The 26,229-nt window shown below is 46.9% G+C and carries 25 protein-coding genes, 1 tRNA gene and 1 pseudogene; 1 reads left to right on the forward strand and 26 read right to left on the reverse strand.

Annotation, left to right across the window (positions count from 1 at the left end; genetic code table 11):
* The first annotated feature begins 7 nt into the window (after nt 1–7).
* Nucleotides 8–1,153, forward strand: coding sequence for a glycosyltransferase family protein (locus tag BN8_RS25830; protein WP_009284899.1), 1,146 nt, complete (start codon nt 8–10; stop codon nt 1,151–1,153).
* Here BN8_RS25830 and BN8_RS25835 read toward each other — a convergent pair.
* From BN8_RS25835 to BN8_RS25960, 26 genes and pseudogenes are all read right to left on the reverse strand, one after another.
* Entirely contained in the window at nt 1,142–1,972 is an 831-nt protein-coding gene (locus BN8_RS25835) for an NAD(P)-binding domain-containing protein (protein WP_009284900.1), read from the reverse strand. The two genes, BN8_RS25830 and BN8_RS25835, sit on opposite strands and share 12 nt — an antisense overlap.
* 5 nt (nt 1,973–1,977) lie before the next feature.
* Entirely contained in the window at nt 1,978–2,994 is a 1,017-nt protein-coding gene (locus tag BN8_RS25840; protein WP_009284901.1) for an outer membrane beta-barrel protein, read from the reverse strand.
* Nucleotides 2,994–3,788, reverse strand: coding sequence for a hypothetical protein (locus BN8_RS25845; protein WP_144051808.1), 795 nt, complete (start codon nt 3,786–3,788; stop codon nt 2,994–2,996). The genes BN8_RS25840 and BN8_RS25845 overlap by 1 nt, the downstream gene beginning before the upstream one ends.
* A gap of 28 nt (nt 3,789–3,816) precedes the next feature.
* On the reverse strand, nt 3,817–4,407 hold the full coding sequence (locus BN8_RS25850) for an RNA polymerase sigma factor (protein WP_009284903.1): 591 nt from the start codon (nt 4,405–4,407) through the stop codon (nt 3,817–3,819).
* 130 nt (nt 4,408–4,537) lie between these two features.
* Nucleotides 4,538–4,915 (reverse strand): DUF983 domain-containing protein, encoded by a 378-nt coding sequence (locus BN8_RS25855; RefSeq protein WP_040006534.1) that lies wholly within the window; start codon nt 4,913–4,915, stop codon nt 4,538–4,540.
* Nucleotides 4,860–5,141, reverse strand: a complete 282-nt coding sequence (locus BN8_RS33980) for a CAMCR motif-containing small membrane protein (RefSeq protein WP_009284904.1) — start codon at nt 5,139–5,141, stop codon at nt 4,860–4,862. Before BN8_RS33980 ends, BN8_RS25855 begins: the two co-directional genes overlap by 56 nt.
* 10 nt (nt 5,142–5,151) lie before the next feature.
* Nucleotides 5,152–5,694: a DUF420 domain-containing protein gene (locus BN8_RS25865; RefSeq protein ID WP_009284905.1), complete on the reverse strand. Its 543-nt coding sequence runs from the start codon at nt 5,692–5,694 to the stop codon at nt 5,152–5,154.
* Between the two features lie 11 nt (nt 5,695–5,705).
* Nucleotides 5,706–6,416, reverse strand: coding sequence for an SCO family protein (locus BN8_RS25870; protein ID WP_009284906.1), 711 nt, complete (start codon nt 6,414–6,416; stop codon nt 5,706–5,708).
* A gap of 3 nt (nt 6,417–6,419) precedes the next feature.
* Complete coding sequence (locus BN8_RS25875; RefSeq protein ID WP_009284907.1) at nt 6,420–6,755, reverse strand: cytochrome C oxidase subunit IV family protein; 336 nt, start codon at nt 6,753–6,755, stop codon at nt 6,420–6,422.
* Between the two features lie 17 nt (nt 6,756–6,772).
* On the reverse strand, nt 6,773–7,570 hold the full coding sequence (locus tag BN8_RS25880; protein WP_009284908.1) for a cytochrome c oxidase subunit 3: 798 nt from the start codon (nt 7,568–7,570) through the stop codon (nt 6,773–6,775).
* 15 nt (nt 7,571–7,585) lie between these two features.
* Nucleotides 7,586–8,176 carry a cytochrome c oxidase subunit 3 gene (locus BN8_RS25885; protein ID WP_009284909.1) on the reverse strand — a complete coding sequence of 197 codons (591 nt, stop codon included), beginning with the start codon at nt 8,174–8,176 and terminating at the stop codon, nt 7,586–7,588.
* A gap of 6 nt (nt 8,177–8,182) precedes the next feature.
* On the reverse strand, nt 8,183–9,061 hold the full coding sequence (cyoE, locus tag BN8_RS25890; protein ID WP_009284910.1) for a heme o synthase: 879 nt from the start codon (nt 9,059–9,061) through the stop codon (nt 8,183–8,185).
* A gap of 1 nt (nt 9,062) precedes the next feature.
* Nucleotides 9,063–10,082, reverse strand: a complete 1,020-nt coding sequence (locus BN8_RS25895) for a COX15/CtaA family protein (protein ID WP_009284911.1) — start codon at nt 10,080–10,082, stop codon at nt 9,063–9,065.
* The gene (locus BN8_RS25900) at nt 10,057–11,940 is read right to left on the reverse strand and encodes a cytochrome c oxidase subunit I (RefSeq protein WP_009284912.1); all 1,884 of its coding nucleotides are present in this window, start codon (nt 11,938–11,940) and stop codon (nt 10,057–10,059) included. Before BN8_RS25900 ends, BN8_RS25895 begins: the two co-directional genes overlap by 26 nt.
* A gap of 22 nt (nt 11,941–11,962) precedes the next feature.
* On the reverse strand, nt 11,963–13,084 hold the full coding sequence (locus tag BN8_RS25905; RefSeq protein ID WP_009284913.1) for a cytochrome c oxidase subunit II: 1,122 nt from the start codon (nt 13,082–13,084) through the stop codon (nt 11,963–11,965).
* 17 nt (nt 13,085–13,101) lie between these two features.
* A complete protein-coding gene (locus BN8_RS25910) occupies nt 13,102–14,412 on the reverse strand; it encodes a hypothetical protein (RefSeq protein WP_009284914.1) in 1,311 nt (436 codons plus the stop codon).
* Between the two features lie 99 nt (nt 14,413–14,511).
* Nucleotides 14,512–15,117, reverse strand: a complete 606-nt coding sequence (locus BN8_RS25915; protein WP_009284915.1) for a c-type cytochrome — start codon at nt 15,115–15,117, stop codon at nt 14,512–14,514.
* A gap of 12 nt (nt 15,118–15,129) precedes the next feature.
* Nucleotides 15,130–15,663: a DUF3341 domain-containing protein gene (locus BN8_RS25920; protein WP_009284916.1), complete on the reverse strand. Its 534-nt coding sequence runs from the start codon at nt 15,661–15,663 to the stop codon at nt 15,130–15,132.
* A 75-nt stretch (nt 15,664–15,738) separates the two neighbouring features.
* A complete protein-coding gene (gene nrfD, locus BN8_RS25925) occupies nt 15,739–17,166 on the reverse strand; it encodes an NrfD/PsrC family molybdoenzyme membrane anchor subunit (RefSeq protein WP_009284917.1) in 1,428 nt (475 codons plus the stop codon).
* 36 nt (nt 17,167–17,202) lie between these two features.
* Entirely contained in the window at nt 17,203–20,307 is a 3,105-nt protein-coding gene (locus tag BN8_RS25930) for a TAT-variant-translocated molybdopterin oxidoreductase (RefSeq protein ID WP_009284918.1), read from the reverse strand.
* A 44-nt stretch (nt 20,308–20,351) separates the two neighbouring features.
* A complete protein-coding gene (locus tag BN8_RS25935; RefSeq protein WP_229368322.1) occupies nt 20,352–21,659 on the reverse strand; it encodes a c-type cytochrome in 1,308 nt (435 codons plus the stop codon).
* Between the two features lie 306 nt (nt 21,660–21,965).
* Nucleotides 21,966–22,036: transfer RNA gene (locus BN8_RS25940), tRNA-Cys, on the reverse strand.
* Between the two features lie 195 nt (nt 22,037–22,231).
* Nucleotides 22,232–24,014, reverse strand: a pseudogene (gene rpsA / locus BN8_RS25945) (30S ribosomal protein S1).
* 292 nt (nt 24,015–24,306) lie between these two features.
* Nucleotides 24,307–24,822: an HNH endonuclease gene (locus BN8_RS25950; RefSeq protein WP_009284922.1), complete on the reverse strand. Its 516-nt coding sequence runs from the start codon at nt 24,820–24,822 to the stop codon at nt 24,307–24,309.
* A gap of 103 nt (nt 24,823–24,925) precedes the next feature.
* Nucleotides 24,926–25,387, reverse strand: a complete 462-nt coding sequence (gene smpB, locus BN8_RS25955) for an SsrA-binding protein SmpB (RefSeq protein ID WP_009284923.1) — start codon at nt 25,385–25,387, stop codon at nt 24,926–24,928.
* Between the two features lie 195 nt (nt 25,388–25,582).
* Entirely contained in the window at nt 25,583–26,179 is a 597-nt protein-coding gene (locus tag BN8_RS25960; RefSeq protein ID WP_009284924.1) for an OmpH/Skp family outer membrane protein, read from the reverse strand.
* Nucleotides 26,180–26,229 lie beyond the last annotated feature (50 nt).

Here is a 26,229-nt window from a genome sequence, read left to right on the forward strand (position 1 = left end):
TCCAATTATGCGTGTACTTTTTTTAGTGCAGGGCGAAGGCCGGGGTCATCTGACGCAGGCTTTATCGCTGGCGCAAATTCTGAATACGGCCGGTCATGACGTGATTGGCGCTCTGGTAGGTGTAACCGAAGAGCGGCCCGTTCCTGCGTTTTTCAGCGAACAGTTTAAAGCGCCTATTACGCCCATATTTAGTCCTGGGCTGGTTTACAATGCAGGTACAAACGAGCTGGAGCCTTTTAAAACAACGGTTCAGGCAATACGGTATGCCAGGCCCTTCTGGAAGAGCATTCGGCAGGTCCATACATTCATCGAATCGCACCGCCCCGATGTTGTCGTAAATTTTTACGAGATGCTGGGAGGCTTAACTTATGCGCTGCTACGTCCGTCGGTGCCGATGGTTTGTATTGCCCACCAGTATCTCTCGTTCCACCCTGATTTTCCGTTCCCGCGTCGGCGGTGGTTCGATCGTCTCGTTTTCAAAGTCAACTCCCGGCTGACGGCTCTCGGTGCCACTGAGCTACTAGCCCTATCGTTCGATAAGCAAGCGAACGTACCTACTCAGCGGCTGCGCGTAGTCCCGCCCCTGCTTCGCCAGGAGGTTACCCAACGCAAACCTGTTACGGAGCCCTTCCTGCTTGCTTACGTCACGCAGGCCGGCCTAAAGGTTGAACTGGAGAAAGCCCATCAAAAGCACCCTGATGTTCGAATTGAAGGCTTTCATGGAGGAGTTAAACACCCCGACGAGCCCGTCGATGCGACCTTGACGTATCACGCTATTAACGGAAAGCGCTTCCTCGACTTTATGGAACGCTGCACGGCAATTGTCACGACGGCCGGTTTTGAATCCGTTTGTGAAGCGCTTTACCTGGGTAAGCCTGCACTGATGATTCCACAGCCAAACCATTACGAACAGGCCTGCAATGCACTGGATGGCCAGCGGGCGGGCGTAGGAATCGCGGCTGATCGCTTTGAACTGGATCAACTCCTAGCCTACCTACCAACGCACAATCCGGCCGTCAGCGAGCGTTTTCGGGCCTGGCATGCACAGGGATACTATATGTTCCTGGGAGCACTCCATCGGGTTGTAATGAAGAATACGACATCCACTGGTGGCTTCTTCTGGCCACGGCTTACCCGACTTCTACGTTCCTGAACTATACAGAAAATCTAATGGGTCAGGAAAGGCGAATTCATAGCCTATAGTCTGAATTAGCCTCTCTACGGCGATAACTTTGTATGGAAGAGGTTCTGGCGGTTCAACGAATGTGGGTAGCTCATAATTAAAATCTGAGCAGCTTTTTCGGTATATAGACTCCCGCGTCGGATGAAGTGGTGCCACGGAATTGAAAACTCCTGTCTGACCTTGCTCGATCAGCATCGCCAAAATGCCGACGGCATCGTCGCGGTGGAGATAGTTAACCGGAATAGAGCCCGTATCGACGGTCTTACCGGCAACGTATTTCCCCGGAATACGATCGTAGCCCATTAAGCCACCACACCGCACAACTGTGACCGTCCGTTTCGGGGATAAAGCCTGAATTGTTTGTTCGGCCTGTACCAACGCTGGGGCGGCTGACTGGTCCGGCCCGGTAACATCTTCTTCTCGAACCTCCCGACTTAATTCGGGATATACCGACGTTGAACTAACATATAAAACTTGCTGTACCGACGATTCTTTTAAGGCATTGTACAGGTGTAGTACTTGCTGCGGGTGAAAATTTTCACCCATTTTCCCTGCTTTTGGCGGTATATTAATCACAACCGTATCCGCTTCCAGTAGATAACTTAAGTCTCCCTCTGGATGTGGCTGCAACAGTAACTGATGCGCATCAATTCCCTTCTGACGTAGCTTCAGCAGCTTTGTCTCGGACGTTGTACTGCCTTTGACATGGTGCCCCTGCGTCAGCAATTTTTGAGCGAGCGGTGCGCCCAACCACCCGCAGCCAATAACAGCTATTGTTCTTATTTCCACACGATCTACAACGTTACCCCAAAACTGAGCGACCGGACATCCGGCCCTCTTCCATCTCTGAACACCGGGTTCAGGTCGTATTTAACGAACAGATTGGCCCGTAAAATTCCCAGATGCCCGATCAGACCGTAGCGAAGATCGTTCAGATAGAAGTTGCTGTGCTCGCGCTCTTTCTCGTTAGATGTAAATTTAATTTTGGTGTAGCTATCCAGCCGATATCCAACAAATCCCCCTACGCCCAGATGAAACGCTTTCCGATTGGAGCCGGTGTAAAACGTTATTCGCGGCACTACGGGTAAGTTAATTGAGCAGACCGTCAGCTTCGTTTTTTTTATAGGTTCGACAATGGGCACGAAATCCACTCTGTCTAGTCCTCTTCGAACAACTACATCCTCTTCAAACATGTAATTATTCCAGGCCAGCTCAACCCCGTAGTACACGCTCAACTTAGCAACTTTACCACGGACCAACGTCGGATGCTGACCTATGCTGAAGCTAATGTATCGGGAACCCAACGGCAGCAGCCCGTACTGGTCTGAAGGATATGCTGCCAGTTGCGACTCGGTAAGTAAGGTGTTTAGCCCAACATTTACGTCAGTCTGGATATTGAAACCACTTCGTCGGTTACGATACCGCAGTTGTGTACGTCGGTAGTCATCATCTTCGTTGTCAGTACTGTCGGCATTTGAACGTCCTCCCTTTATGACGACATTAACATCTCCTTTCCGCTTCGTTATCACCAGAACAGTGTCTTTCAGGTATTTTTCTCCTTCAACTTCGCCTACCGATACGGCTGTTTTACCGTCTGGCAACGTATCGAGTTGCATACCCATCTCCCGAACAATTTTATTCAGGTCATATGCGGAAAGTGCTTTGATACCGGCCTTGTCGGGGGCGTAGATGACCAGCCGGGTCCGGTTGGCGAACCGCACCACCAACGAGTCACCTAGCGTAGTTGCCTGTGACCGTACGGATGTAAATACACCCAGGGCCAAAATAGCTATTTGCAATACACGCTTCATTACTTGTCTGATTTATCTTTTTCAAAACTCTGTTTAATGCCCCGGTAGGCCCAACCCAGTAGCGTCCCCTGCTCATTATCTCTTTTGGCAACTGCAACTTCACCTTGTTTGACGCGCTGTAGTTGGTCTAGCAGCTTCTTTACCCCTTTCCGTTTTGTTTCTTCAGGATTCATTACTACTACCTTTTCTTCGGTTTCCTGAGCAGCTTGTCGTGCCGCAATGAGCGCATCCGGCTCAGCAATCGTTACAACCAATACCCGGTCGGCTGTCGGAGCTGGTTTTGCCGCGGCCACTACCGGTTCACTACTTACAGTCGTCGGTTGTTCCACCGGCGCTTTTACCGGCTCGCTCTTCGCGATAATTGGCTCTTCGCTACGTTGTACTTTTTCCAGATTGTCATTTGGGCTTGACGTCACTGACGCTTTGCTTTTATTAAAATTAGCGGAGCGGCCAGGTTTACGAACGTCAGCCAGTTGCTCAACGGGCCGCTCAGTTTGTGCGTTAGTCTGAGTAGAAGGCAAATTCTGTTCAGGCTGTTCGCTTTTTTCAGACTCCTGTTTTTTTGTGGATTGAACCGGCTTCTGAGTGCTTACTGCTACTTGCTGATGTTGGACCTGCATATTGGTTTCGGCAGGCCAGTATAACCAGCCAAACAGCGCGACCAGGATGAGGCAGGCGGCCGCGGCTGCATACCTGTATAGTACAGGATTACGCCAGATCACTACACGTTGTTTTTTCTGGCCCAGCCGTTCCTGCAATGCCTCCCAAGCATCGTTGCCGGGTGTCAACGACATATTACCCAGCTTTCGGGCAAATAGATCGTCAATAGGCGGCTTTTCGGTATGTTTTCTCATTGGTAAAATCTTTTTCCAATTTTTTCAGATTCGTTTGCAGTAGGATTCTTGCCCGGCTTAGCTGCGACTTTGATGTTCCTTCCGAAATTCCCAGCATGTCGGCGATCTCTGCGTGTGAATACCCTTCTATGGCATACAGGTTAAACACTGTACGGTAGCCGTCGGGGAGCTGGTTCACCATGCGTAGCAGGTCATTTTCATTTACAGCCGTATCGGCCCATTCATAGTCGGGTTCATCGGTCATTTCATCTACTGCAACTTCCTGCCGCCACTGGCGATTCCGGCGCAGGAACATAAGCGACTCAGTAACCATGATTCGGCGTATCCAGCCTTCAAAACTGCCATCTTCCCGAAACTGCTCTATCTTCTCAAATACCTTCATAAACCCATCAATCATCACTTCTTCTGCATCCGCGCGGTTCGAACAATACCGAGTACAGACAGCCAGCATTTTTCCGGCGTACCGCTCATACACAACCTTATGCGCGCGGCTTTCACCCCGCTTCAACGCTGATACCAGCTGCGCTTCAGTTGTGAAAAAAGGTATAATTCGGAGCATGTCTGTTTAGGTTTCAGCGGTAAGATGCATATCGACTGAAGGTAGGTTGCATCAGTTATAAAAAAAAAGTGCAGATTTTGACCTAACTTCTAGATAGTCAAAATCTGCACTTGAAGAATTTGTTGGCCAGCTACAAATCAGGCTGATATTTTATACCTGAAACATAATGCAGCCAGATAACTCTTGAAACCCTAAAGTTTATTGGGGCAATGATAATCATCACGGGAGCGATCACGGCTACATATAGCCAACCATCGGGATCATTGGCCAGATAGAACAATATAAAACCAATGACCAGTGCCACACCACCCGATATGGCATAGCTCACGAACATAGCGCCGTAAAAATACCCTGGCTCAACTTCGTAACGTAGTCCGCAGTGTGGACAAAATTCATACATTTTGTCAAAGCCAGTCAGTGAATAAAATGGCTTTTCAAAAATCTTTCCTTGCCTACATCTGGGACATAGCCCGTTTAACGCGGCTTGCAATTTTGAGACGTTGCCCATACTCTTTCTTACTGTTGCGGTACCACAGATAACCAATTGCGGCTACCAGCAGATACGGCACCGAAAGAAGATACAGGATACCAATATTTAACTCTGAAGCAACGACGCTCCGACCATTGCTGACGGTACTTTCAACCGTTCCCCGGCACATTGCGCACTGAGCCATTAACTCAGGCGACACGGCCAGTAAAACGATGAGTAATATCCACACTTTCCAACTTTTCATCGCTTTTAATTTAATGAACGTAATACGGCTTAATCAGTAGATAAACGATTACACCCGTAATGCTGACATACAGCCAGATTGGATACGCGTATTTCACTGTTTGTTTGTGCTTTGCGATCTGACCGCTCAGGGCAAAGTAAACAGCCCTCAGTACAAACCAAACAACTACGATTGACAAACCGATATGTGAAATAAGCAAAAAGTAATATACCGGTCTTATCCAGCCCTCTCCTCCGAACGGAGTCGATTCATTCGACAAATGGTAGAGTACATAACTAACCAGGAAGAACGAACCGAGACCAAAAGCCGTTAGCATTGTCCGCTTATGCGCCAATACGTTCCCCTGCCGAATAAAGTACAACCCTACTATCAGTAATACAGATGTTGCGGTATTTACAATACCATTGATATGCGGCAGGTACGTTGTCCAATATCCTAAGTCTATCTTCTGACGTATACCTAGTAATATGGCGACGGCCAATGGTATGGCCAGCGAAAGAATATTAATGAGCCGGTTCGCTTTCTGTTCCTGAACAGGTTGTAGCGTTTCCATGATTGGTGAGTTTATTGTTTGCTGTAAATGTCTAACAGCACCCTGATTTCAAGCACCAGCCGGTCAACGTCTTTCTTATCAGTTCCGTCGTAAAAACCCCGGACTATGCCTTCTTTATCTACTAATACCAACTTTTCGCTATGGATAAAAGTTTCGTCCGGATTACCATTCTTGACTCCAGCGTCAACCGCTGGTAGATAGTAGCCCCGCATAGCTAAATTATAGATATCTACCTTATTACCAGTCAGAAAGTACCACTTCCCTGGAATAGCGTCGTACTTCTGAGCGTATGCTTTTAGTTGCTCTGGCTTGTCATGTTCCGGGTCGACAGTATGCGACAGAAATACAACATTTGGATTATCCCGGAAAATATCCTGAACCCGTGTAAGCTGCGATGAGATCCTTGGACAAACTGTTCCGCAACGGGTGAAGAAAAAGGAAGCAACGTAAATCTTGTCCTTCACGACCGAATTGTCTATCACTTTTCCATTTTGATCAATTAATCGAAATGGCGGAATGTGATTATACAGTGTATCTGTTTGCTCAGTGCCATCAGGGCCAATCACCTTACCCATCAGCGGTTCTCCTGATGTTGAATCAATTTTGGGCAAATACCGTGGTAAAACGTAGTGGTTTTGGGTACCAAACCGAAGAAATAGATACAGCAAAGCCGGGACCAGCAGCGTAGCCACTAGAATCCCGGCTTTCCATTTAGTATTCATATGTTACCTCAATTGGAAAATGGAGCCACCCTCCACCAACAAGGCAATTAGAAGCCATGCAACAAAAATTGTTGGTACGAGAATAGCCCAGATCAGGCTTTTAACTTCATGCTTGAGGTGCATAAATTCACCGACAATATAGAAGGCTTTGACAATTGTCATGCCTACAAAGATGGCAACCTTTAATGTACCCGCCGGAAACAAGAATGCGGTAACAAATTCAAGGGCGGTAATACCAGCTAGCACCCAGAATGTGCGCCAGATTACGGCCGTTTGCGGGGGCGCTACTTCTGTGCCTCCGTGATTATGACCGTCTGTGTTATGTGCGTAATTAGCCATATCAGAAAAGGTGGTTATTAAACCAGGTAAAAGAAGGTAAAGACAAATACCCAAACAAGGTCAACAAAGTGCCAGTAGAGACCTACTTTTTCAACCATTTCATAATGACCACGGCGATCATACAGACCGGTTGCTGCCCGGTAGAAGATCAGGATGTTTAACACTACACCACTAAATACGTGTGTTCCGTGGAAACCTGTAATGAAGAAGAACAGATCAGCGAACGCTGGAGGCCCGTATTGGTTCTCAACCAGATTAGCGCCAAAGATCGTACGTTCTACCCACTGCCCAGCGACTAACTCTCTGATAACCGTTCCCTGTTCCGTACCGTGGATAAAGTGAGACCATTCCCACGCCTGACTTCCCAGGAAGGTTAGCCCACCGAGAATCGTCCACAACATGTACTTTTCTACATCAGCCCGATCCATCCGGTGACCAGCTTCAACTGCCAGTACCATTGTTACGCTACTGAAAATGAGGATAAAGGTCATGATACCAACGAATACCAGCGGTGCATCAACTCCGTGCAGGAATGGCACAGCGTTATATACTTTCTCTGGTACAGGCCAGTATATGTTCGAAAACTTGAACACTTCCCCGTAGATTGCTGGATCCCAGGCCGGATAGCTGAATCGAATCAGACCGTACGTCACCAGCAGGGCCGAGAACGTGAAGGTATCGGAAATCAGGAAGAACCACATCATCAGCTTGCCATAACTGGCATTCATTGGCTCGACACCACCCATCCAGGTTTTCTTGTCGAATGCCTGCGCTGAATCAGAAGGTACAGTCTCGGTCGTCACAGTAGCCGCCATGCGTCTAAGTAATTATCAATGAAAGTAGACTAAAAAGATAAACAAATACAACCACAAAATGTCCAGAAAATGCCAGTAAGAGGCTGCAATCTGGATTTGCTCAAGGCTTTTGGCGTGGATTCGCAGGCGAAAAGCAGCCACCAACGCAAATACCAGAACAAACAAACCGGTAATGAGGTGAAAAGCATGCAAACCTGTGAAAACGTACATGAACGAACCGGCCGGATTGCCAACAAAGAAAACTTTTTGGTTAACAAGCTCAACCCAGCCCTGGAACTGCATGTACAGAAATACCATTCCAAGTGCAAAAGTAACAGTTATTGCGGTCTTAAGACTGGCAAAATTGTCTTTTTTTGCGGATAAATACGCCCAGTGCATCGTTAGGCTGCTAACGACTAATACAATTGAACTGTAGGTAAATATTGGAGGGATTGTATATTCCAGCCAGTTTCCTTCAGCCCGCCTTACAAGATACGCACTCGTCATGGCTGCAAACAACATGATGATGCTGACTATAAACAGCCACAAAATGAATTTTCGTGGGTTCATGGAGAGGGTTTCTTCCGGCTCCTCCACGATAGTAATATGATTTGCTACGTCACTCATGATTTGTTAAACCTTATCCAGTAAGTAAACAATCTGTACAACCGGCAGATAAAGCAATGATCCAAACATCATTTGTAAGGCTGCCCTGTCTGTACAGGTCTTCATTAAGTGAAACGTTTGCGCCAGGAACAAGATTCCGCCCACCATTGCTACTAAAGCTGAATTGATACCGGTTATGCCCAGCATATACGGCAGCCAACCAACAGGTATCAAAAACAGCGTATAGATCATAATCCGGAACGCCGTCTGGGTATCTTTTTCCTTACCTGGCATCATTTGAATGCCTGCTTTCTTATACTCGTCAAAAGCAAGCCAACCGATTGCCCAGAAATGTGGGAACTGCCAGAAAAATTGAATGGCAAATAATATACCCGGTTCTAACCCGTAATGGTTTGTCGCTGCTACCCAACCAATCATAGGTGGAAAAGCACCTGGCAAAGCGCCTACAAATACCGCTATTTGGCCTTTTCGTTTAAGCGGTGTATATACAAAACCGTATAGTAGTAATGATAAAACAGCCAGTGCTGCGGCTCTCACATTAAAACACACGACAAACAGGTAACAGGCAATACTAAACAAAATAAAGGCAAAGACTGCTGCTTCGTTAATGCTTAACCGTCCAGTTGGCAATGGCCGACCTGCGGTTCGTTTCATAACCTTGTCTGAGTCTTTCTCAATAATTTGGTTAATTATATTGGCTGCTCCTGTTATAGCGATTGAAGCAATAATCAGAACTACAATTTTCAACCAATCAATTTGATTTGCTGCCAATCCGTAGCCAAATACCCCAGAAAATACTACGGCTAACGTTAGCTTAATTTTCAGCAACTCAAAGTATGCTTTAGCCTTGTCGCTTATTACGTCTAAGGACAGTAATTTCTCCATCTTAAACTGGTATAAAACGATGCTGCTTTTCAGCCCGTTTAGATAAAATAAATTTAGGGTTTAACAACAGCCATCCAATAAATTGCCCCCCAATCATAATCACCGCCAGTAATAAATGAATAGGTTGGGCAAAAGCTGGTACTGAAAAGTAACCCATTATCGCACCTGTTGCTATTTCGGCAATTACCAAAGCAATCAGCCCTTTGAATAGTTGATCTAAAACTTTCACTTCCCGCACTTTGTGGAGTTGAAACACAACCGCGATATGAAATCCTAAAATCACTATCGAAAACGAACGATGGATATAGAAACGCCAATCGAGGTTTTCAATCCATTGCTCTCGTTGGCTGTAGCCAAGCCGCTTAACAACCTCATCCAATGCATCTCTAACCTGCGTACCCAGCAGTACTTGCCCAAGTGTCAATACTACCGTAACGATCAGTAACCAATTTATTCTGTTCGATTTGACGCCCGTTGACTGTACATCCAGACGAGCCGCGCTTGAACGGATCAGTACAAAAATCAGCGCAAAAACGACCAGAATGGCCAGTAACAAATGTAGTGTAATCATGTACTGAGCAAGCTCAGTAGCTACAACCCTGGATCCTAGCCAACCGTTTGCGCCGATTAGCAAAAAAGCAGCGACGCTACCCCAAAATACAGGTTTGTCTTTACGAAGATAAGGAATCGATGCCAGCAGCGTGGCGAAAACGAGTAGGCCAGAAAAAACACCTAACAGCCTGTTAACGTATTCAATCCAAGTTTTTACAGCATTGAATACGACTTCGCCCTTTAATTTAGCTCCGTATATCTCCTGATAGTTGGGCGGTAGTTGAGATATATCGGTTGGAGGAACCCAACGACCGAAACATTTCGGCCAGTCAGGACAGCCCATCCCGGAGCCGGTTCCTCTGACAATTCCACCTGCCAATATTAGCAGATAGACAACTATAACTGTCAGAAGCGCCAGACTCCGGAATCGCTGTTCATGTTTATTAGTGAGGTTGCTTAAATTGGTCATTTAAGTTTTGAGCCTCGATCTCTTTCTCCAACGGAATCAGCTCATTCTCATGCGGAAGATTTGACTCCGGAGTTTGCGAGTAAGGTACGTTTTGCGGGATGAAATCATCCTTCGCACCCGGTTTGCTATAGTCATACGGCCAGCGATATACTGCCGGAATTTCTCCCGGCCAGTTACCATGTCCTGGATTGATTGGCGCTGTCCACTCAAGTGTATTTGACTTCCACGGGTTTTGAGGAGCCTTTCTTCCTTTGAAAATGCTGTACACAAAATTCCAGACAAATATCCACTGGGCCGCGAACGTGAAAATTGCCGCTACGCTAATAAAGCTATTCATATCACTGAAGATATGCTTTGTGAAATCATAGCTTGTGAAAGCATAGTAACGACGCGGGAATCCAGCGATACCTATGTAGTGCATTGGGAAAAACACCAGATAAATGCCAATGAAAGTAAGCCAGAAGTGAATATATCCAAGCTTATCGTTCATCATGCGACCGAACATTTTGGGGAACCAGTGGTAAACACCAGCCAGCAGGCCAAATGCTGATGCCGCACCCATTACAAGGTGGAAGTGAGCAACAACGAAATAGGTATCATGCAATTGAATGTCAAGCGCAGAGTTACCCAGAATCAGACCTGTAAGCCCCCCTGAAATAAAGAAGGACACCAGACCAATCGAGAACAGCATCGCTGGAGTAAAGCGAATGTTACCTCGCCACAACGTAGTGATGTAGTTAAACGCTTTAACAGCAGATGGCACCGCAATGATCAGCGTCAGGAACATAAAGATCGATCCCAGGAATGGGTTCATACCTGTTACGAACATATGGTGCGCCCATACGATAAAGGCCAGGAATGCGATACCCATCATAGAGGCAATCATAGCACGGTAACCGAAGATTGGCTTACGTGCATTTGTTGCAATGATTTCCGACGTCATACCCAGTGCTGGCAGCAGTACGATGTATACCTCCGGGTGTCCCAGGAACCAGAACAGGTGCTGGAACAGAATAGGGCTACCTCCTACATTCGGCAGTGCTTCACCGCCAATGAAGATTTCTGACAGATAGAAACTTGTACCAAAGCTCCGGTCAAAGATCAACAGTAAGGCAGCTGACAATAATACTGGGAATGAAATCAAGCCAAGAACAGCCGTCAGGAAAAATGCCCACACTGTTAAAGGAAGTTTGCTAAATGACATTCCTCGTGTACGCAGATTAATTACTGTAGTGATGTAGTTAATACCACCCAGCAATTGCGATACAATGAAGAGGGCCATACTGACAAGCCAATACGTCATTCCCGCTTCTGAGCCCTTATGCGCCTGCGGCAATGCACTTAAAGGCGGGTAAACAACCCAACCACCAGCAGCGGGTCCTGTTTCAAAAAACAGTGATACAAACATGACAACACTGGCTAAAAAGAAGAACCAATAAGAAAGCATGTTCAAGAAGCCAGATGCCATATCACGGGCACCGACCTGCAGCGGAATTAAGAAATTACTGAATGTACCGCTCAAGCCGGCCGTAAGCACGAAGAATACCATGATAGTTCCGTGCATAGTCACTAGCGCCAGATAAAAATCAGGATCTAGCTTACCGGTCTCATCGATCCAGCTACCTAAAATTGGGCGCAGGAAGCTAAGCTTCATATCAGGGAAGCCTAACTGAAGACGGAACATTACCGACAAGCTGATACCGACAACAGACCAGAAAATTCCAGAAATCAGGTACTGTTTCGCAATTGTCTTGTGATCTTCCGAAAAAATGTATTTACGCCAAAAACTGTGCGGCTCGTGGTGCTCGTGCTCTTCCACATGAGCTAAAGTCGCTGTGTTTTGTGCTACGGTCGCCATAGTGTTTTTTGTTGTTTGTTAATTAGCGTAACGATGTGGTGGCTACTGATACTCCTCCTCCCTGCTGTGTTGAAGCCGTTGTGCTATCAGATGGAGTTGCAGTTTCAACTGCAGGCAAGTACTTAGCAGCTTTTGCTTTTAAGTTTTCAGGAATACGTGACGCATATTCAGGATATGAGGTCAGGAGTGGCTTTTGTTCAGCGCACCATTTCTTCCATGATTCTTCGTCTTCAACTATTAAACGAATACGCATAGAGAAGTGCCCCCGTCCACAAACTTCTGTACAGGCAATTTCATAACCAAAATCCTGGTTACCCAACTCGTTGCGCATTTGATCCGTTGTTTTGTCAGCAATGAACCAGAACCGCGTTGGCATGCCGGGAACAGCGTCCATTTTGACCCGCATGTGTGGAATAAACACGCTGTGCAATACATCACGTGCACGGATTTTCAACAGTACGGGCTTGTTAACCGGAATATGCAACTCCGTTGTTGACGTAAAGTCATCGAATGAAGCAGGATCAGAGAAATCAATACCTGTATCATTGTTATTATCAATAAGCTTGTAGTTATAGGCTCCCAGCTTATTGTCGTCAACGCCCGGATAGCGAGCAATCCAGTTAAATTGTTTTCCTACCAGTTCAACTACCTGTGCATCGGCTGGAGCTTCAGACATGATGTCCCGCCAGGCACGCCATCCTGTAAAAACTAGCAACGCCATCACAATCGCGGGAATGACCGTCCAAATCAGCTCTAGCTTGTGGTTTTCTGGATAATACGATGCTTTGCGACCTGGGCGATACTGATATCGGAATGAGAAAACAAACAACAGCGCATTCGTAATAAAAAATGCTACCGTAATGATTCCCATTGACAGCCAGAATAAGAAATCAGTTCGGCGACCGTGCGGAGAAGATGCTTCTGGCAGGAAGTAGTTGGATGCATGGGCAAACGACCATACTACGCCAACCAGTCCAAATACCAGAAAAATCAGAAATAATGCTCCGTTGATACGGTTACTTAATCCAATACGTTCCTCATCGACAGGCCCGTTAACGTTCTTTACGACAGCGGCCATCCGGGACACGACCAATGCCGCCAATCCCAGAAAGATTACCGATAATAAAGCGATGATATAAACCATTTTGTTACGGAGTTAAACTAGATGTCGTGATGTAAAGCCTCTTCTAACATTGGGTGATTCTTTGGAATCAGATTTGCCTTTGTTAGTTGAGTTGATAACGTCCATATAAACCCACAGGCAAAAATCAGAATCATGCCAAATTCAATTGGGCCAAAACCTCCGTGCTCACCAACCGTACCCGGCATAATGTTCGTGTAGAAATCGAAGTAGTGCCCAACGATGATCCCCCATGCAGCAATCTTCAGAAATATATATGTTCGTTTTGCATCCCTTGTCATAAGAACAAGGAATGGAAAAGCAAAGTTTAGAAGAAGATTAATAAAAAATGGAGCCAAATAGATACCACCAAACCCGCTAAAACGCTCTCTATAATAGATGGTTTCTTCAGGTAAGTTAGCATAATAAATCAGCATAAATTGGGCAAACCATACATAGGTCCAGAAGATACTGAACGCAAACATAAATTTACCCAAATCGTGTAAGTGGCTCTCATTGACAATCTTCAGATAACCACGCTCCTTCAAGGTAACAACTGTTAACGTAATAACAGCAAGACCCGTTACGTGCCAGCTAGCCAGGGTGTACCAACCAAACATGGTGCTAAACCAATGGGAGTCGATTGACATCACAAAGTCCCAGGCCGACGTAGAAGATGTTACGGCAAAAACAACGAGAAATGCAGTCCCGAACTTGATGCTTTTCTCATAGTAGTCGGTTCCACCGTATAGGTCTTCTTGTAGGGAGTAATTACGCAACATACGCCACAAAACGTACCACAGCGTAAAATACAGGACAACACGAATTACGTAGAATGGGGTATTCAGGAAGCCGTGTTTCCCTGCAATAATCGGATCGTATTCTTTGCTCTGCGGATCATACAGGCCTTCATGCGTCCAGTGGAACAGATCATGACCTGCAATGAAGAAAACTGCAAGGACCACAACACCCATAAATGGCAGATAGGCAGGCATAGCTTCTGGAATCCGTTTGAATGCCGATGACCAGCCCGCCTGTGCCAGATAATTATAGGAAATAAAGAACATGCCAATCACTGAAACGCCAGTGAAATAAATTGCATTCAACCAGACGTTAGCCCATAAGCGTGTAGTCCATTTGAAAGCATGGTGCGCCCCCTCGTCACCTGTGCTGGCGCCAACTCCATGAGTTACTTCATGGGTTTCATGTGCACCAGCGCCGGATGCCAATAGAAAAGAACCGAGCGCTACTAAAGCTACGCCAGCACCAATGCCAATTAACAGTCGACGCTTTGCTGCCGGCGTAAATTCATATTGTTCATCCAGTGACGGTATTGCGTGAGCAGATGCCATTTAGTTATGTATTGAATTTAGACGTTTGACCTTTGATGCCGATCCGCGAACTCAAGCTTTTAAGAAAGCGCAGATGTATGGAATCAACTGTCTAAAAGGTTATCCTTGCTGTAATTTGTGAACGTATTGAACAATTTTCCACCGCTCTTCTGGAGTCATCTGCGAGCCATGTGGCCACATACGCCCTTTCCCGTGCGTAATTACATGGAAAATGTGTCCGTCATTCATGCTTTTATATGCATCAGCTGAGTAACTGGGTACCCCCTTGTACTCTTTACCGACCAGACCATCTCCCTTACCCCCTTCACCGTGGCAGTGAATACAATAGCGGCCGTAAAGAATCTTCCCTTCCTCCAGAGTCCGTTCGGTTTGAGGGATTGGATTAGTCAATACACGTTCGGCTAATGCAATACTGTCCTTAGGTATATTGTAAATCATCAGATCCGTCGTTGTCGTATCGCCTTCACCAAACCTTGTATGATAGTTTGGACGGGATACTGTACCACGAGCCGGATCACGCATATTTAATCCCGTTGGATTAACTTCGTTAGGACGGACCTGCTTGTATGGCTCATAAGAAACCGGATCATACATCTGAGGAGCAAATTCCAGCCCGGTATCATCATGATCGCGTTTGCAGGCGGTTCCGCCAGCCAACAACCCGATGAGCACTATCGCTGTTATGCCCGTATGCTTGGTGATCATTGTTAATCTTGATTAAAACTGTTTGACGTTTACTTCGGCTGCTCCCGAGCTTCTTAAAATCTGCTCAATATCTCCTTCAGCAAGCTTGTTTTTGCTCAAGTCGATAGCCATTGCAAACTTGTTATCGGTGGTTCTCAGATCAAACATTAACGGCTTTACTGCTGGCCCGAGTCCGTTGGAAACCAGGAATGTGCCCACCATGCCGAGTGCACAAAATAGTACCGTCAATTCAAAAATGACCGGTATATAAACCGGAAATGAATATGAGTCTTTACCGCCTACGATCATTGGCCAGTCAAACGCTTCCGTATAGGCAGTTAACAACAACGCCGTAGTCGTTCCGCTCAAAGCAAATAGGAAAGCGGCAATACCCAGTCGCGTACGAGGATGACCTAAGGCAACATCAAGTCCGTGAATGGGAAAAGGTGTGTAAACTTCATGTATTCGTACACCTGCCTGTTTTACATCTTTAACGGCTTTCAGTACTACGTCGTCATCATCATAAATGCCGACCAGGAACTTACCGTTACCGTTCACATCTGCCATATTCAGTGTTTATCACTTAGGGTTTGAAACAGACAGCCTGTTGCGAAATGACAGACTGTCCGCTTTGAACTGGTTTTATTCTACGTTTTTATTAAATGCCGGATTCGTTACCCGCTCACCTTTAGCCACACCTGATACTGACTTGGGCAGTTTTTCAGAAGATGACTTAATGATAGCTTTTACTTCGGCCATGTTCACTACCGGCAGGAACTTAGAGAACAGCAGGAACAATGTGAAGAAGAGCCCGAATGAGAAGATATAGTCGCTGATGTCAAACAAGGTTGGGTGGAACATGGCCCAGCTCGACGGCAGGTAATCGCGGTGCAATGAGGTTACGATGATCACAAACCGCTCAAACCACATACCAATGTTTACAACAACCGACAATGTGAAGGTCCATACTACACTCCGACGAATTGTCCGCGACCAGAAAAGCTGAGGAGAAATTACATTACAGGTCATCATCGCCCAGTAAGCCCACCAGTAAGGACCGGTAGCCCGGTTGATGAAAGCGTAGCTTTCAAACTCAACTTGTGAATACCAGGCAATAAAGAACTCCGTCAGATAAGCAACACCTACAATCGAACCCGTCAGTGTAATGACTTTGTTCATTGACTCGATGTGTTCAACCGTGATGTAATCTTCCAGTTTAAAGACGACCCGAATAATAAGCATCAGGTTTTGCACCATAGCAAACCCTGAGAAGATAGCACCTGCAACGAAGTAAGGCGGGAAGATGGTTGTGTGCCAACCCGGAATTACCGACGTAGCAAAGTCAAAGCTTACAATCGTGTGTACCGATAATACAAGAGGAGTTGATAGACCAGCCAGAATCAAGCTCATGTACTCATACCGAGCCCACGTTTTAGCCGAACCGTTCCAGCCCATCGATAAAGCTCCGTAGATATAACGAGATACTTTACTACGTGCACGGTCGCGGATGGTTGCCAGATCAGGAATCAGACCCATGTACCAGAACACAAGCGATACTGTAAAGTACGTACTGATTGCAAATACGTCCCATACCAGTGGCGACTTGAAGTTTACCCACAAAGAGCCCCAGGTATTCGGAAGCGGTAACGCCCAGTAAGCCAGCCACGGACGACCCATGTGCATCAGAATGAAGCTGGCTGCGCAAATAACGGCGAAAATCGTCATTGCCTCAGCAGCCCGGTTAACGGCCGTCCGCCACTTTTGACGGAACAGCAGCAGGATGGCTGAAATAAGCGTACCAGCGTGACCAATACCTACCCACCATACGAAGTTGGTAATATCCCAGGCCCAGCCAATGGTTTTATTTAATCCCCAGACGCCCAGTCCTTCCCACCAGGTCCAGAACACGCAGGCTGTTCCGTAGAGTAGCACAATCACCGAGATGGTAAAAGCAATCGTCCACTCACGAGTAGGACGGCCTTCTACCTGTCTGCTGACATCCTCCGTCACGTCGGCATAGGTCTTGCCTCCTGTGACTAACGGAGTTCTTACGGCTGATGTAACATGCATGGAATTTTCGAATTAAGTCGTTTAATCAAATTTACTCTACACCTGCGATTCCTGACGAGTTTCCTGCTGAGGCACCTGGTCCTTGTTACGGATCTTGGTCAGGTACGAAATCTGCGGTCTTACGTTGATTTCTTCCAGTACATGGAAGGCCCGGCCAGTTGTCTCTTTCTCCAGGATTTGTGAGATTGTACTTTCGGGATTGTTCATATCCCCAAAGATGATGGCATTTGTTGGGCAAGCTTGTGCACAGGCAGACTGAATTTCGTTCGGTAGTGGCCGACGACGCTCTTTCTTAGCCGTCAGTTTTCCTTCCTGAATACGCTGTACACAGAACGAACATTTCTCGATAACCCCTCGTGAACGAACCGTTACATCCGGGTTCAATACCATTTTACCGAGATCATTGTTGAAATGATAATCGAAATTATCATTGTCAAAATATTTCCACCAGTTGAAACGACGAACCTTATATGGGCAGTTGTTTGCGCAGTAACGCGTACCAATACAACGGTTATACGTCATCTGGTTCAAGCCCTCTGTGCTGTGCGTTGTCGCTAGTACTGGACAAACCGTTTCACAAGGCGCATTGCTGCAGTGCTGGCAAAGCATTGGCTGGAACGTCACTTCAGGGTTAGCCGAAGCTATTTCCAATCCTTTTACATCTTCAGCTTCGGCATCACTGCTGTAGTACCGGTCGATCCGAATCCAGTGCATTTCACGACGATTGATGACTTCCTCGCGACCGACTACCTGAATATTATTTTCAGAAATACAACCCACTACGCAGGCATTACAGCCAATACATGAGTTCAGGTCGATAACCATACCCCATGAATGATTTGGCTTACCATAACCATGCCATAGGGTGATATTCGTCGGGTCAGTTGGACCTTCTGAAGTTTCAACTTTTGGCGTATAGCGGCCTGCCATTGGGTTTTTCTGGTAGTCAGCGAGTTTAGCCTCCTGAACAACCGCCCGACGACCCATTACGGTATCATGCGTCTGCGTCTGTGCAATCTCGTGTGAGCCTCCGGCTTTTTCTAGCTTGGCATTAAATGCAGCGTACGTTACGTAACCATTAACAACGCTTACGAATGGGTACACATTCTTACCAACGTTGTTCGCTGACTTACCGGCCTTTTCCCGGCCATAGCCAATGGCAATAGAAACAGTGTTATCAGCCTGACCGGGTTGAATCAAAACGGGAAGTTCAACCGATTTGTCATTGACCGTTACCGTCACCAAGTCATTCTGCTGTACGCCTAAATCATTAGCCGTTTTCTGAGAAACAGCCGCATAGTTATCCCAGCAGGCCTTCGAAACCGGATCAGGTACTTCCTGAAGCCATGGGTTATTAGCCATCGAACCGGTACCGATATTGACGCTCTCATAAAGAGCTAACTCCATACCTTCCGTTGGCTTATACCGTTGAGCAATGCCAGCTGCGGCCTGCCCTACATTGCCTGCGAAAGTTGCACTACCAGCAGCCGCAGCACGTCCTTTGTTTGGTTCAAATACACCATCATTCAGTGCTTTGATCCAGAACGCGTCAAACGAGTTGAAACCTGTTGCCTGCGGGTAATAGTTCGTACGCCAGTAGTTCTTTAGATACGTCTGATAATCATTTGGACGGCCTGCCCAGGTCAGTAGACTAGACTCAAACTGGCGTGTCTTGAAGATGTACGTAATAGCCGGCTGCATAAGGCTATAGAACCCTTGTCTGGGCTCGGCATCCCCCCAGCACTCCATAAAGTGAGGAGCCGGTGTAATGTATTTACAAAGCGATGCTGTTTCGTCGGCACGGTCTGCAAACGACAGTGACAGAGCCACCCGCGGTAGTGCCTGAGCTAGCTCAGCGCCACGCGGATGATCATACACAGGGTTAGCGGCAAAGAACATGACAGCGCCAACGCGGCCTCCCTTTACATCATCAATGAATGCGTTAAACTGCTGGTCGTTACCCTGACGGTAATTGACAGGCGTGTTTAAATCGATGGTCGTACCGTAACTACCCAGAAGGCTGTTCAGCGCATTAACAACCACCTGAATATTTGGATCATTAGAACCAGCTACAACCAAGGCGCGACCACGGGCGCGGACCAGATCATTAGCTGCTTTATCCAAGTTTTCAACGTTTACTGATGGAACGCTGATCGGCGTACCACCCAGTTTCGCAGCCACCCGATTATACAGTGCAGCGACTACCAGGCCTTCCTGTGAAGGTTTGATTGCAGTCCGGTAGTCAGCGTTTGCTCCCGTCATTGACATGCCCGTCTCGAACTGATAATGACGGGACATATCTTTTTTACCATTGCCGATTGCCCCTACTTTCCGCGTCAAGGCATAAGGCTTTGCGTGTTCCAGCGGAGCAATCCAGGTACCCAGAAAATCAGCGTTAATGCTGACAATCGTTTGAGCCCGGCTAAAATCGTACGATGGAATTACCGCTCTACTAAACGACAACTGGTTAGCCTGAATAATACCTGAGGCCGAATTTGCATCATACATAATGTGGCGGGCTGTCGGATAACGAGCCACAAAATCTGCGATAACGGCTTTGGTAGTAGGGCTAAGAATTGTTGACGAAACGATACGGATAGCACCACCACGCGACGCAACTGAATTCAATTGGTTGATAATCTCCCGGTCAACAGTAGCCCAATCGATCGCAGCATCGCCACGGCGAGGGCCATTCAGTTTGTCTATATCATATAATGACAAAACAGACGCTTGCGCCCGGGCAGTAGTTCCGCCAAACGTAACTGACGAAGACGGGTTACCTTCAACCTTAATTGGCCGACCCTCACGAGTTTCTACCAATATGCTGGCATAATCTCCTCTATCTACGTATGTAGAAGCGTAGTAGTCAGAGATAGTAGGAAAAGTCCGCTCAGGTTTATTTAAGTAAGTGGTAGCCTTACGCACTGGTGCTTCGCAAGCCGCTAATGAAACAGCGGCCACACTAAAGCCCATTGCTTTTAAAAAATCACGGCGTTGGGTATTTCCTCCAAACAACCCATCCGGATCGCTAGCAGAATTTGCATCAGGATTTGCGAACTCACTGTTTGCATTCTTTACAAATGCTGGATCGTTGCGCAACTCCTCGACACCCTTCCAATACCGTTTGTTTGTATTTTCCATGCGTGCTGTGATACGATATGATTACCCTTTTTGCGAGCCTGATTTTAATAGTGGCACTTCGAACATTCCAAACCACCAATATTAGCCACTTTGAGCGGCTCTTTGCTTTCCTTACGGTGAAGGGCAACCAACTTATCGTAGTAAGCGTTGTCTTTTGTGTTCACCTCAGTTTTACGGTGGCAGTCAATACACCATCCCATTGTCAGGGAAGACCGTTGCTCAACTACTTCCATCTTTTCAATTTGTCCATGACACGTCTGGCACTGGACATTACCAACATTGACGTGCTGAGCGTGATTGAAGTAAGCGAAGTCAGGTAAGTTGTGTACGCGAACCCACTCAATCGGGCGATTTTGCTCAATGGCAGCGTATATCTTCTGAATTTCGGGTGATTCTTTCTTTATCACACCGTGACAGTTCATACAGATATTAGCCGAAGGAATGTGAGCTGATTTACCTTTATTTACGCCCGTATGGCAGTAGTTACAGTCAATTTTATATTGACCAGCATGCAGTTTGTGCGAGTAAGCAATGGGTTGCTTTGGTGCGTAACCCTGCTGAATACCGATACTGTAGAGGCCATCAACGGACTCTTTGGTTACGACGAAGATAAATAGCCAGATTACGATTGAACGGAGAGTCGAATTATTAACCGCGTTGGTTAAACCTTCGCGTAGGCGTTGCGTAAAAGGCACTGTTGTTGGAGCTCCTTCTCCTGTAGCGGCCGGAGAAACGGCACGAGAGAGGATCGTTACGATCACCAATAACACTCCCAATACAAGCAGCATCACTACAAGTAAGGCCACCAATACGAACGTAAAGAGTTCAGAAGGGCCGCCCGCCGATCCGTCGCCGTTTTCAGCGGAAGCGCCACCACCTCCACGCGCCTGTGCCTGACCAGCTCCACCTACTGTAGCTTCCTGAGGGGCACTGGCCTGATCGATATAGGCTAAAATACCTTTGATGTCGTCGTCCGTCAGGTTCGGGAAGTTCGACATCTGAATTTTGTTGAATTTGTTGAACACCTGAACGGCGTACGGATCCCCACTGGCAATGACTGCCGATGAGTTACGGATCCATTTGATCAGCCAGTCTTCACCTGGTGTCCGCTGGCGAACCCCTTTCAAACCTGGACCAACCACCACTTCATCAGTCACGGCGTGACACTGCGCACAGTTGTTAGTGAACAGCGCTTTCCCCTTTTCAGCGTCGCCACCACTGGCGGCCGCCGGAGTAGCTGCGGCAGGACCGCCACCCGCAGCCGCAACCGAATCCTGCGCGTCGGCCTGGCCCCCTAACAGCAACGCCACAGACAAGGAAAGCGCCCCGCAAAGCTTCGATAAGCGACTCATTTTAAAAGATATATTAATTGAGTTTTTTAACATATTCACTAATGCCTTTTTACCGGCTCACAAAAGTACGACACGATTGCTGGATAGGCAAAAATTGAGGTTTAGATATTTTTAATCCTCAATTTTATTTATATACATTCTAAGTAAGTGCATTACACCCTCGTTTTAAGCACATTTCGACTTCATAACCATTTGTTGAATGCGATGTTCAGGCAAAAAAATTGCCATCTGATCTATTTCCCAGAAAAAAGGTAGATCAGATGGCAATACATGTATGCAACCTATTTGTTGCTTTTATAAAATCCGAGGTTCCGAGCGGATTCGAACCGCTGTACGAGGTTTTGCAGACCTCTGCCTAGCCACTCGGCCACGGAACCTTATCTCCCAAACGCATGAAAGCTCTTGAATTTGGGACTGCAAACATACAATTTTATTACGTAGATACGAATAGGCATACCTAAAATTTATACTGGTACGTGTGCCTCTATCTGTATCACATTATATATATGAAAAAACAAAACACCCCACTCTATGCAAAGTGGGGTGTTTTGTTAAACGTAATCGGCAGAACGTTAGTTGCGACCTTCCATTTGCTCTTTTAGCGCGGCTAACGCATCCAGATCACCGAGGGTAGCACCACGTTCAGGCTGGCTTTGCGCCGGCTTGGCAGATGATCCTGCTTTCGGTTTTTGTTCCTTTGCAGGCTCGTTCTTCTCTTGCCACGTCTTTGTGTGCGACAGCATGATCCGTTTTTCTTCCTTCGAGAATTCGGTTACTTTGAAGTCGAGGGTTTCGCCTACTTCAGCCAGCGTACCGTCTTCCTTCGCCAGATTCTTCAACGATGAGAAGCCTTCAATGCCATACGGCAGTTCCAGCGTCGCCATCTTGTCGGTCTTGCTCAGAATTGTGCAGCGGTGAATTGTTCCAACGGCGAACACCGTTTCGAACGTATCCCACGGGTTTTCTTCCAACTGCTTATGGCCAAGTGCCAGACGACGGTTCTCTACGTCCAGTTCCAGTACCACTACTTCCAGTTCTTCACCTACCTTAATGAAGTCTGACGGATGCTTGATCTTCTTGGTCCATGACAGGTCAGATACGTGAACCAGCCCATCGATACCTTCCTCTAGTTCAAGGAACAGACCGAAGTTGGTCAGGTTACGTACAACACCCTTATGACGCGCCCTGAACCGCGTACTTAGTCCGCAGTTCAGGGCGCGTCCAGGGATCTTCCGTCAGTTGCTTAATGCCCAATGACATCTTGCGATCATTACGATCCAGCGTCAGGACAACAGCTTCTACTTCATCACCCACTTTCAGGAACTCCTGCGGGTTACGCAGGTGCTGTGACCATGACATCTCTGAGACGTGGATCAGGCCTTCAACGCCAGGCATGATTTCGAGGAACGCACCGTAGTCGGCTACGTTGACGATTTTGCCTTTCACGCGTGATCCCACCTGGATGTCTTCCGACAGGGCATCCCAAGGATGAGCCTGCAGTTGTTTCATACCCAGTGAAATCCGCTTCTTGTCTTCGTCGAAGTCAAGAACAACTACGTTCACTTTCTGATCGAGGTGCAGTACTTCTGACGGGTGGTTGATACGACCCCACGAAATGTCCGTGATGTGCAGCAGACCATCTACACCGCCAAGATCGATAAACACACCAAAGTTGGTCATGTTCTTGATCACACCTTCCAGTACCTGGCCTTTCTCAAGGTTGTTCAGGATCTGGGCGCGTTGAGCTTCGAGGTCTTTCTCGATCAGGACTTTGTGCGAAACAACTACGTTGTCGTTTGCATAGTTGATCTTAACGACCTTTACTTCCATTTTCTTGCCGACAAAAATGTCGAAGTCGCGAATCGGCTTCACGTCGATTTGCGAGCCTGGCAAGAAGGCTTCAATACCGTAAATATCTACAATCAGACCACCCTTCGTCCGGCGCTTAACAAAGCCATCAATAACGAGGTCTTCGTCCAGAGCCTTCTGGATTTTCTGCCATGCCGTAATCACTTTCGCTTTTTTGCGCGAGAGTACCAGCTGGCCGTTCGGGTCTTCCTGATTTTCTACGTAAACTTCAATCTCATCACCCATTTTCAGGTCCGGCATGTCACGGAATTCTGATACCGGTACCAACCCGTCCGATTTGAAACCGATGTTCAGGATAACCTCGCGGTCTGTGATCCCAACCACCGTACCCGTCACCACTTCCTTCTCGTTAACCTGCGACAGGGTGTTGTCGTAGAGTTGCTCCATCCGGCTGCGCTCGTCAGCCGAATACCCGCTACCAAATCCTTTGTTGTCTGCCCGGTCCCAGTCAAAATCCGGCAGTTCGCGTTTCTGCGTTTTGCTCATAAAAAAATGTTTCCTGACCCGCTCGGTACATCAGCCCGTGGGTCAATGGCGGGCTGACTTTTGAGGTTTGTGAAATTTTGTTTTTAAAAAGGATTGCAAAGGTAAGCAATCTTTTAGCCAAAAAAGTTTCTATCTACTGAAAAATGGCAGATTATCAGGAGAAAAAGCGAAAACTTAGCGGGATTATAAAGCCCAACAGATGGGCAACTATACGAGAACCTTAAAAAAGGGGAAAGGAGAACTACTAAAACAGCAATTCTCCTTTCCCCTTGATTCTACTACGTTACTCTGTTTAATCGAAAACTTTCTCGCGCTTGCTTAAAAACGGCATCCAGCTTTGCTCAAGGGAGCCGGAAAAATCGCGTAAAAAAACCAGAAACGTAGGTTTGAACGGTTTCTGGCGTAGTTTCATGTTTGCTTCCTCGGGAGTAAAGTCGCCTTTACGCGAATTACACCTTTTGCAGGCGGTGATCAGATTGTCCCAACTGGTCTTGCCTCCCCTTGATTTTGGCAGTACGTGGTCGAGTGTAAGATCTTCGGGGGTTCCACAGTACTGGCATCGATGGCTGTCCCGTTTGAAGATGTTTTGCCGGGTGAGCATAACGCCTTTGTACGGCAGGCTGACGTAGCGGTGCAGGCGGATGACCGACGGCATTGGAAACTCGTCGTTGACAGTACGGAGCGTGAATTGCTCGGATTCGGCGACCAGTTCGGCTTTGTTCAGATAAACCAGCAAAAATGCTTTGGGAACGGAACAGATGCTAAGCGCACTATAATCTTGATTTAAGACTAATACTTTCCTGCCCATATATCGGTTAGTCTCCTCTGTTTTGTAGCAAGTTACAGAGTTTTCCACACGGGCGCAAGAAATGAAATAAATATTAACAAATTGATTTAACTAATCGAATTCGTTAATACCGCTCCCGCTGCATCTCGCGTTCGACGTCTCGCTCTTTTATGCTTTCCCGCTTATCGTAGAGTTTTTTTCCTTTTGCTAGTGCAATTTCTAGTTTGGCAAATCCCCGATCGTTGGTAAAAAGTCGTACGGGCACGATTGTTAGACCCTGATCCTTTAATTTTTCATTCAACCGGCGAATTTCGCGCTTGGTCAGCAGCAGCTTGCGATCACGGAGGGGCTCGTGGTTGTAGTACGTCCCCTCGGTATAGAGTGAGATATTCATCTGCCGAATGAACAGTTCATCGCCCAGGAAAAGACAATAAGCATCCTGGAGGTTTACCTTACCCTGCCGGACAGATTTTATTTCGGTGCCCGTTAAAGCAATACCCGCCGTGAAGGTCTCCAGAAATGAATATTCGAAGGAAGCCCGACGGTTACGTATATCAACTTGTTTAGAAATAGCAGCAGAAGCCATAAATTTTGGTCAAAGAGAGCAAATGTAGCCAAGTACGACCAAAAACACAGGAAGTTGACAGGAGGTTTATAAAGTGGTGCAATTCGCATAAAGAGAAAGGTCCAACGGTTCAAGTTTGTACACGGACCGAGATGCTTGACAGTCGGCCATCGAAACCTGAAACGCTGAACCTTAAACTTAAAACTTCAGATTGACTTACTTCTTCGGCTGTTGCTTGGCCTGGTATTCTTTGTTCAGCCCATCCAGAATTTTTTTGGTCGCATCAGCCGACGGATCAGCAAACAGGATACCACCTCCTTTGGTGTACCCAAGAACAAACTCGTACTTATTCTGCGCATTTACCTTTTTGAGGTAGTCATAAATCTGGTCGTATAGTTCCTGGTTTTTCTTCTGCTCTTCTACGGCCAGGTTCTGAGCCGCCCGCTCACGATACGCCAACAGGTCCTGCTGCTCCTTTTGCAGAGACGCTTCCGTTGCACGGCCCTGCTCCATAGTCATTGTCTGCGCCCGTTGTTGGAAGAAAGCTACTTTATTCTGGAGGTTACGACCTTTTGTAGCCAGATCGTTTTCCAGTTGGAAACGCTTGCTTTCCAGTACTTTTTGAGTGTCTTTGAAATAATCGTATTTAGTCAGGAGAGAGTCAACGTTCACATATACGATTTCCTTGCCTTTTGCTTCGGCAGGCGCAGCAACCGGTTGGATTTCCGCTGGCCGATCCTTGAAATGAAGGTAGTACAATACGGCTACAGCGATTGCCAAAACTACGTTCAGCACTAATGAGGCATTCTTCACGAGAGAATAATTAGTTAGTTACAGTTTATCCTACAAAGGTATAGGATTTA

The sequence above is a fragment of the Fibrisoma limi BUZ 3 genome (genome assembly GCF_000296815.2).
GTDB lineage: Bacteria > Bacteroidota > Bacteroidia > Cytophagales > Spirosomataceae > Fibrisoma > Fibrisoma limi.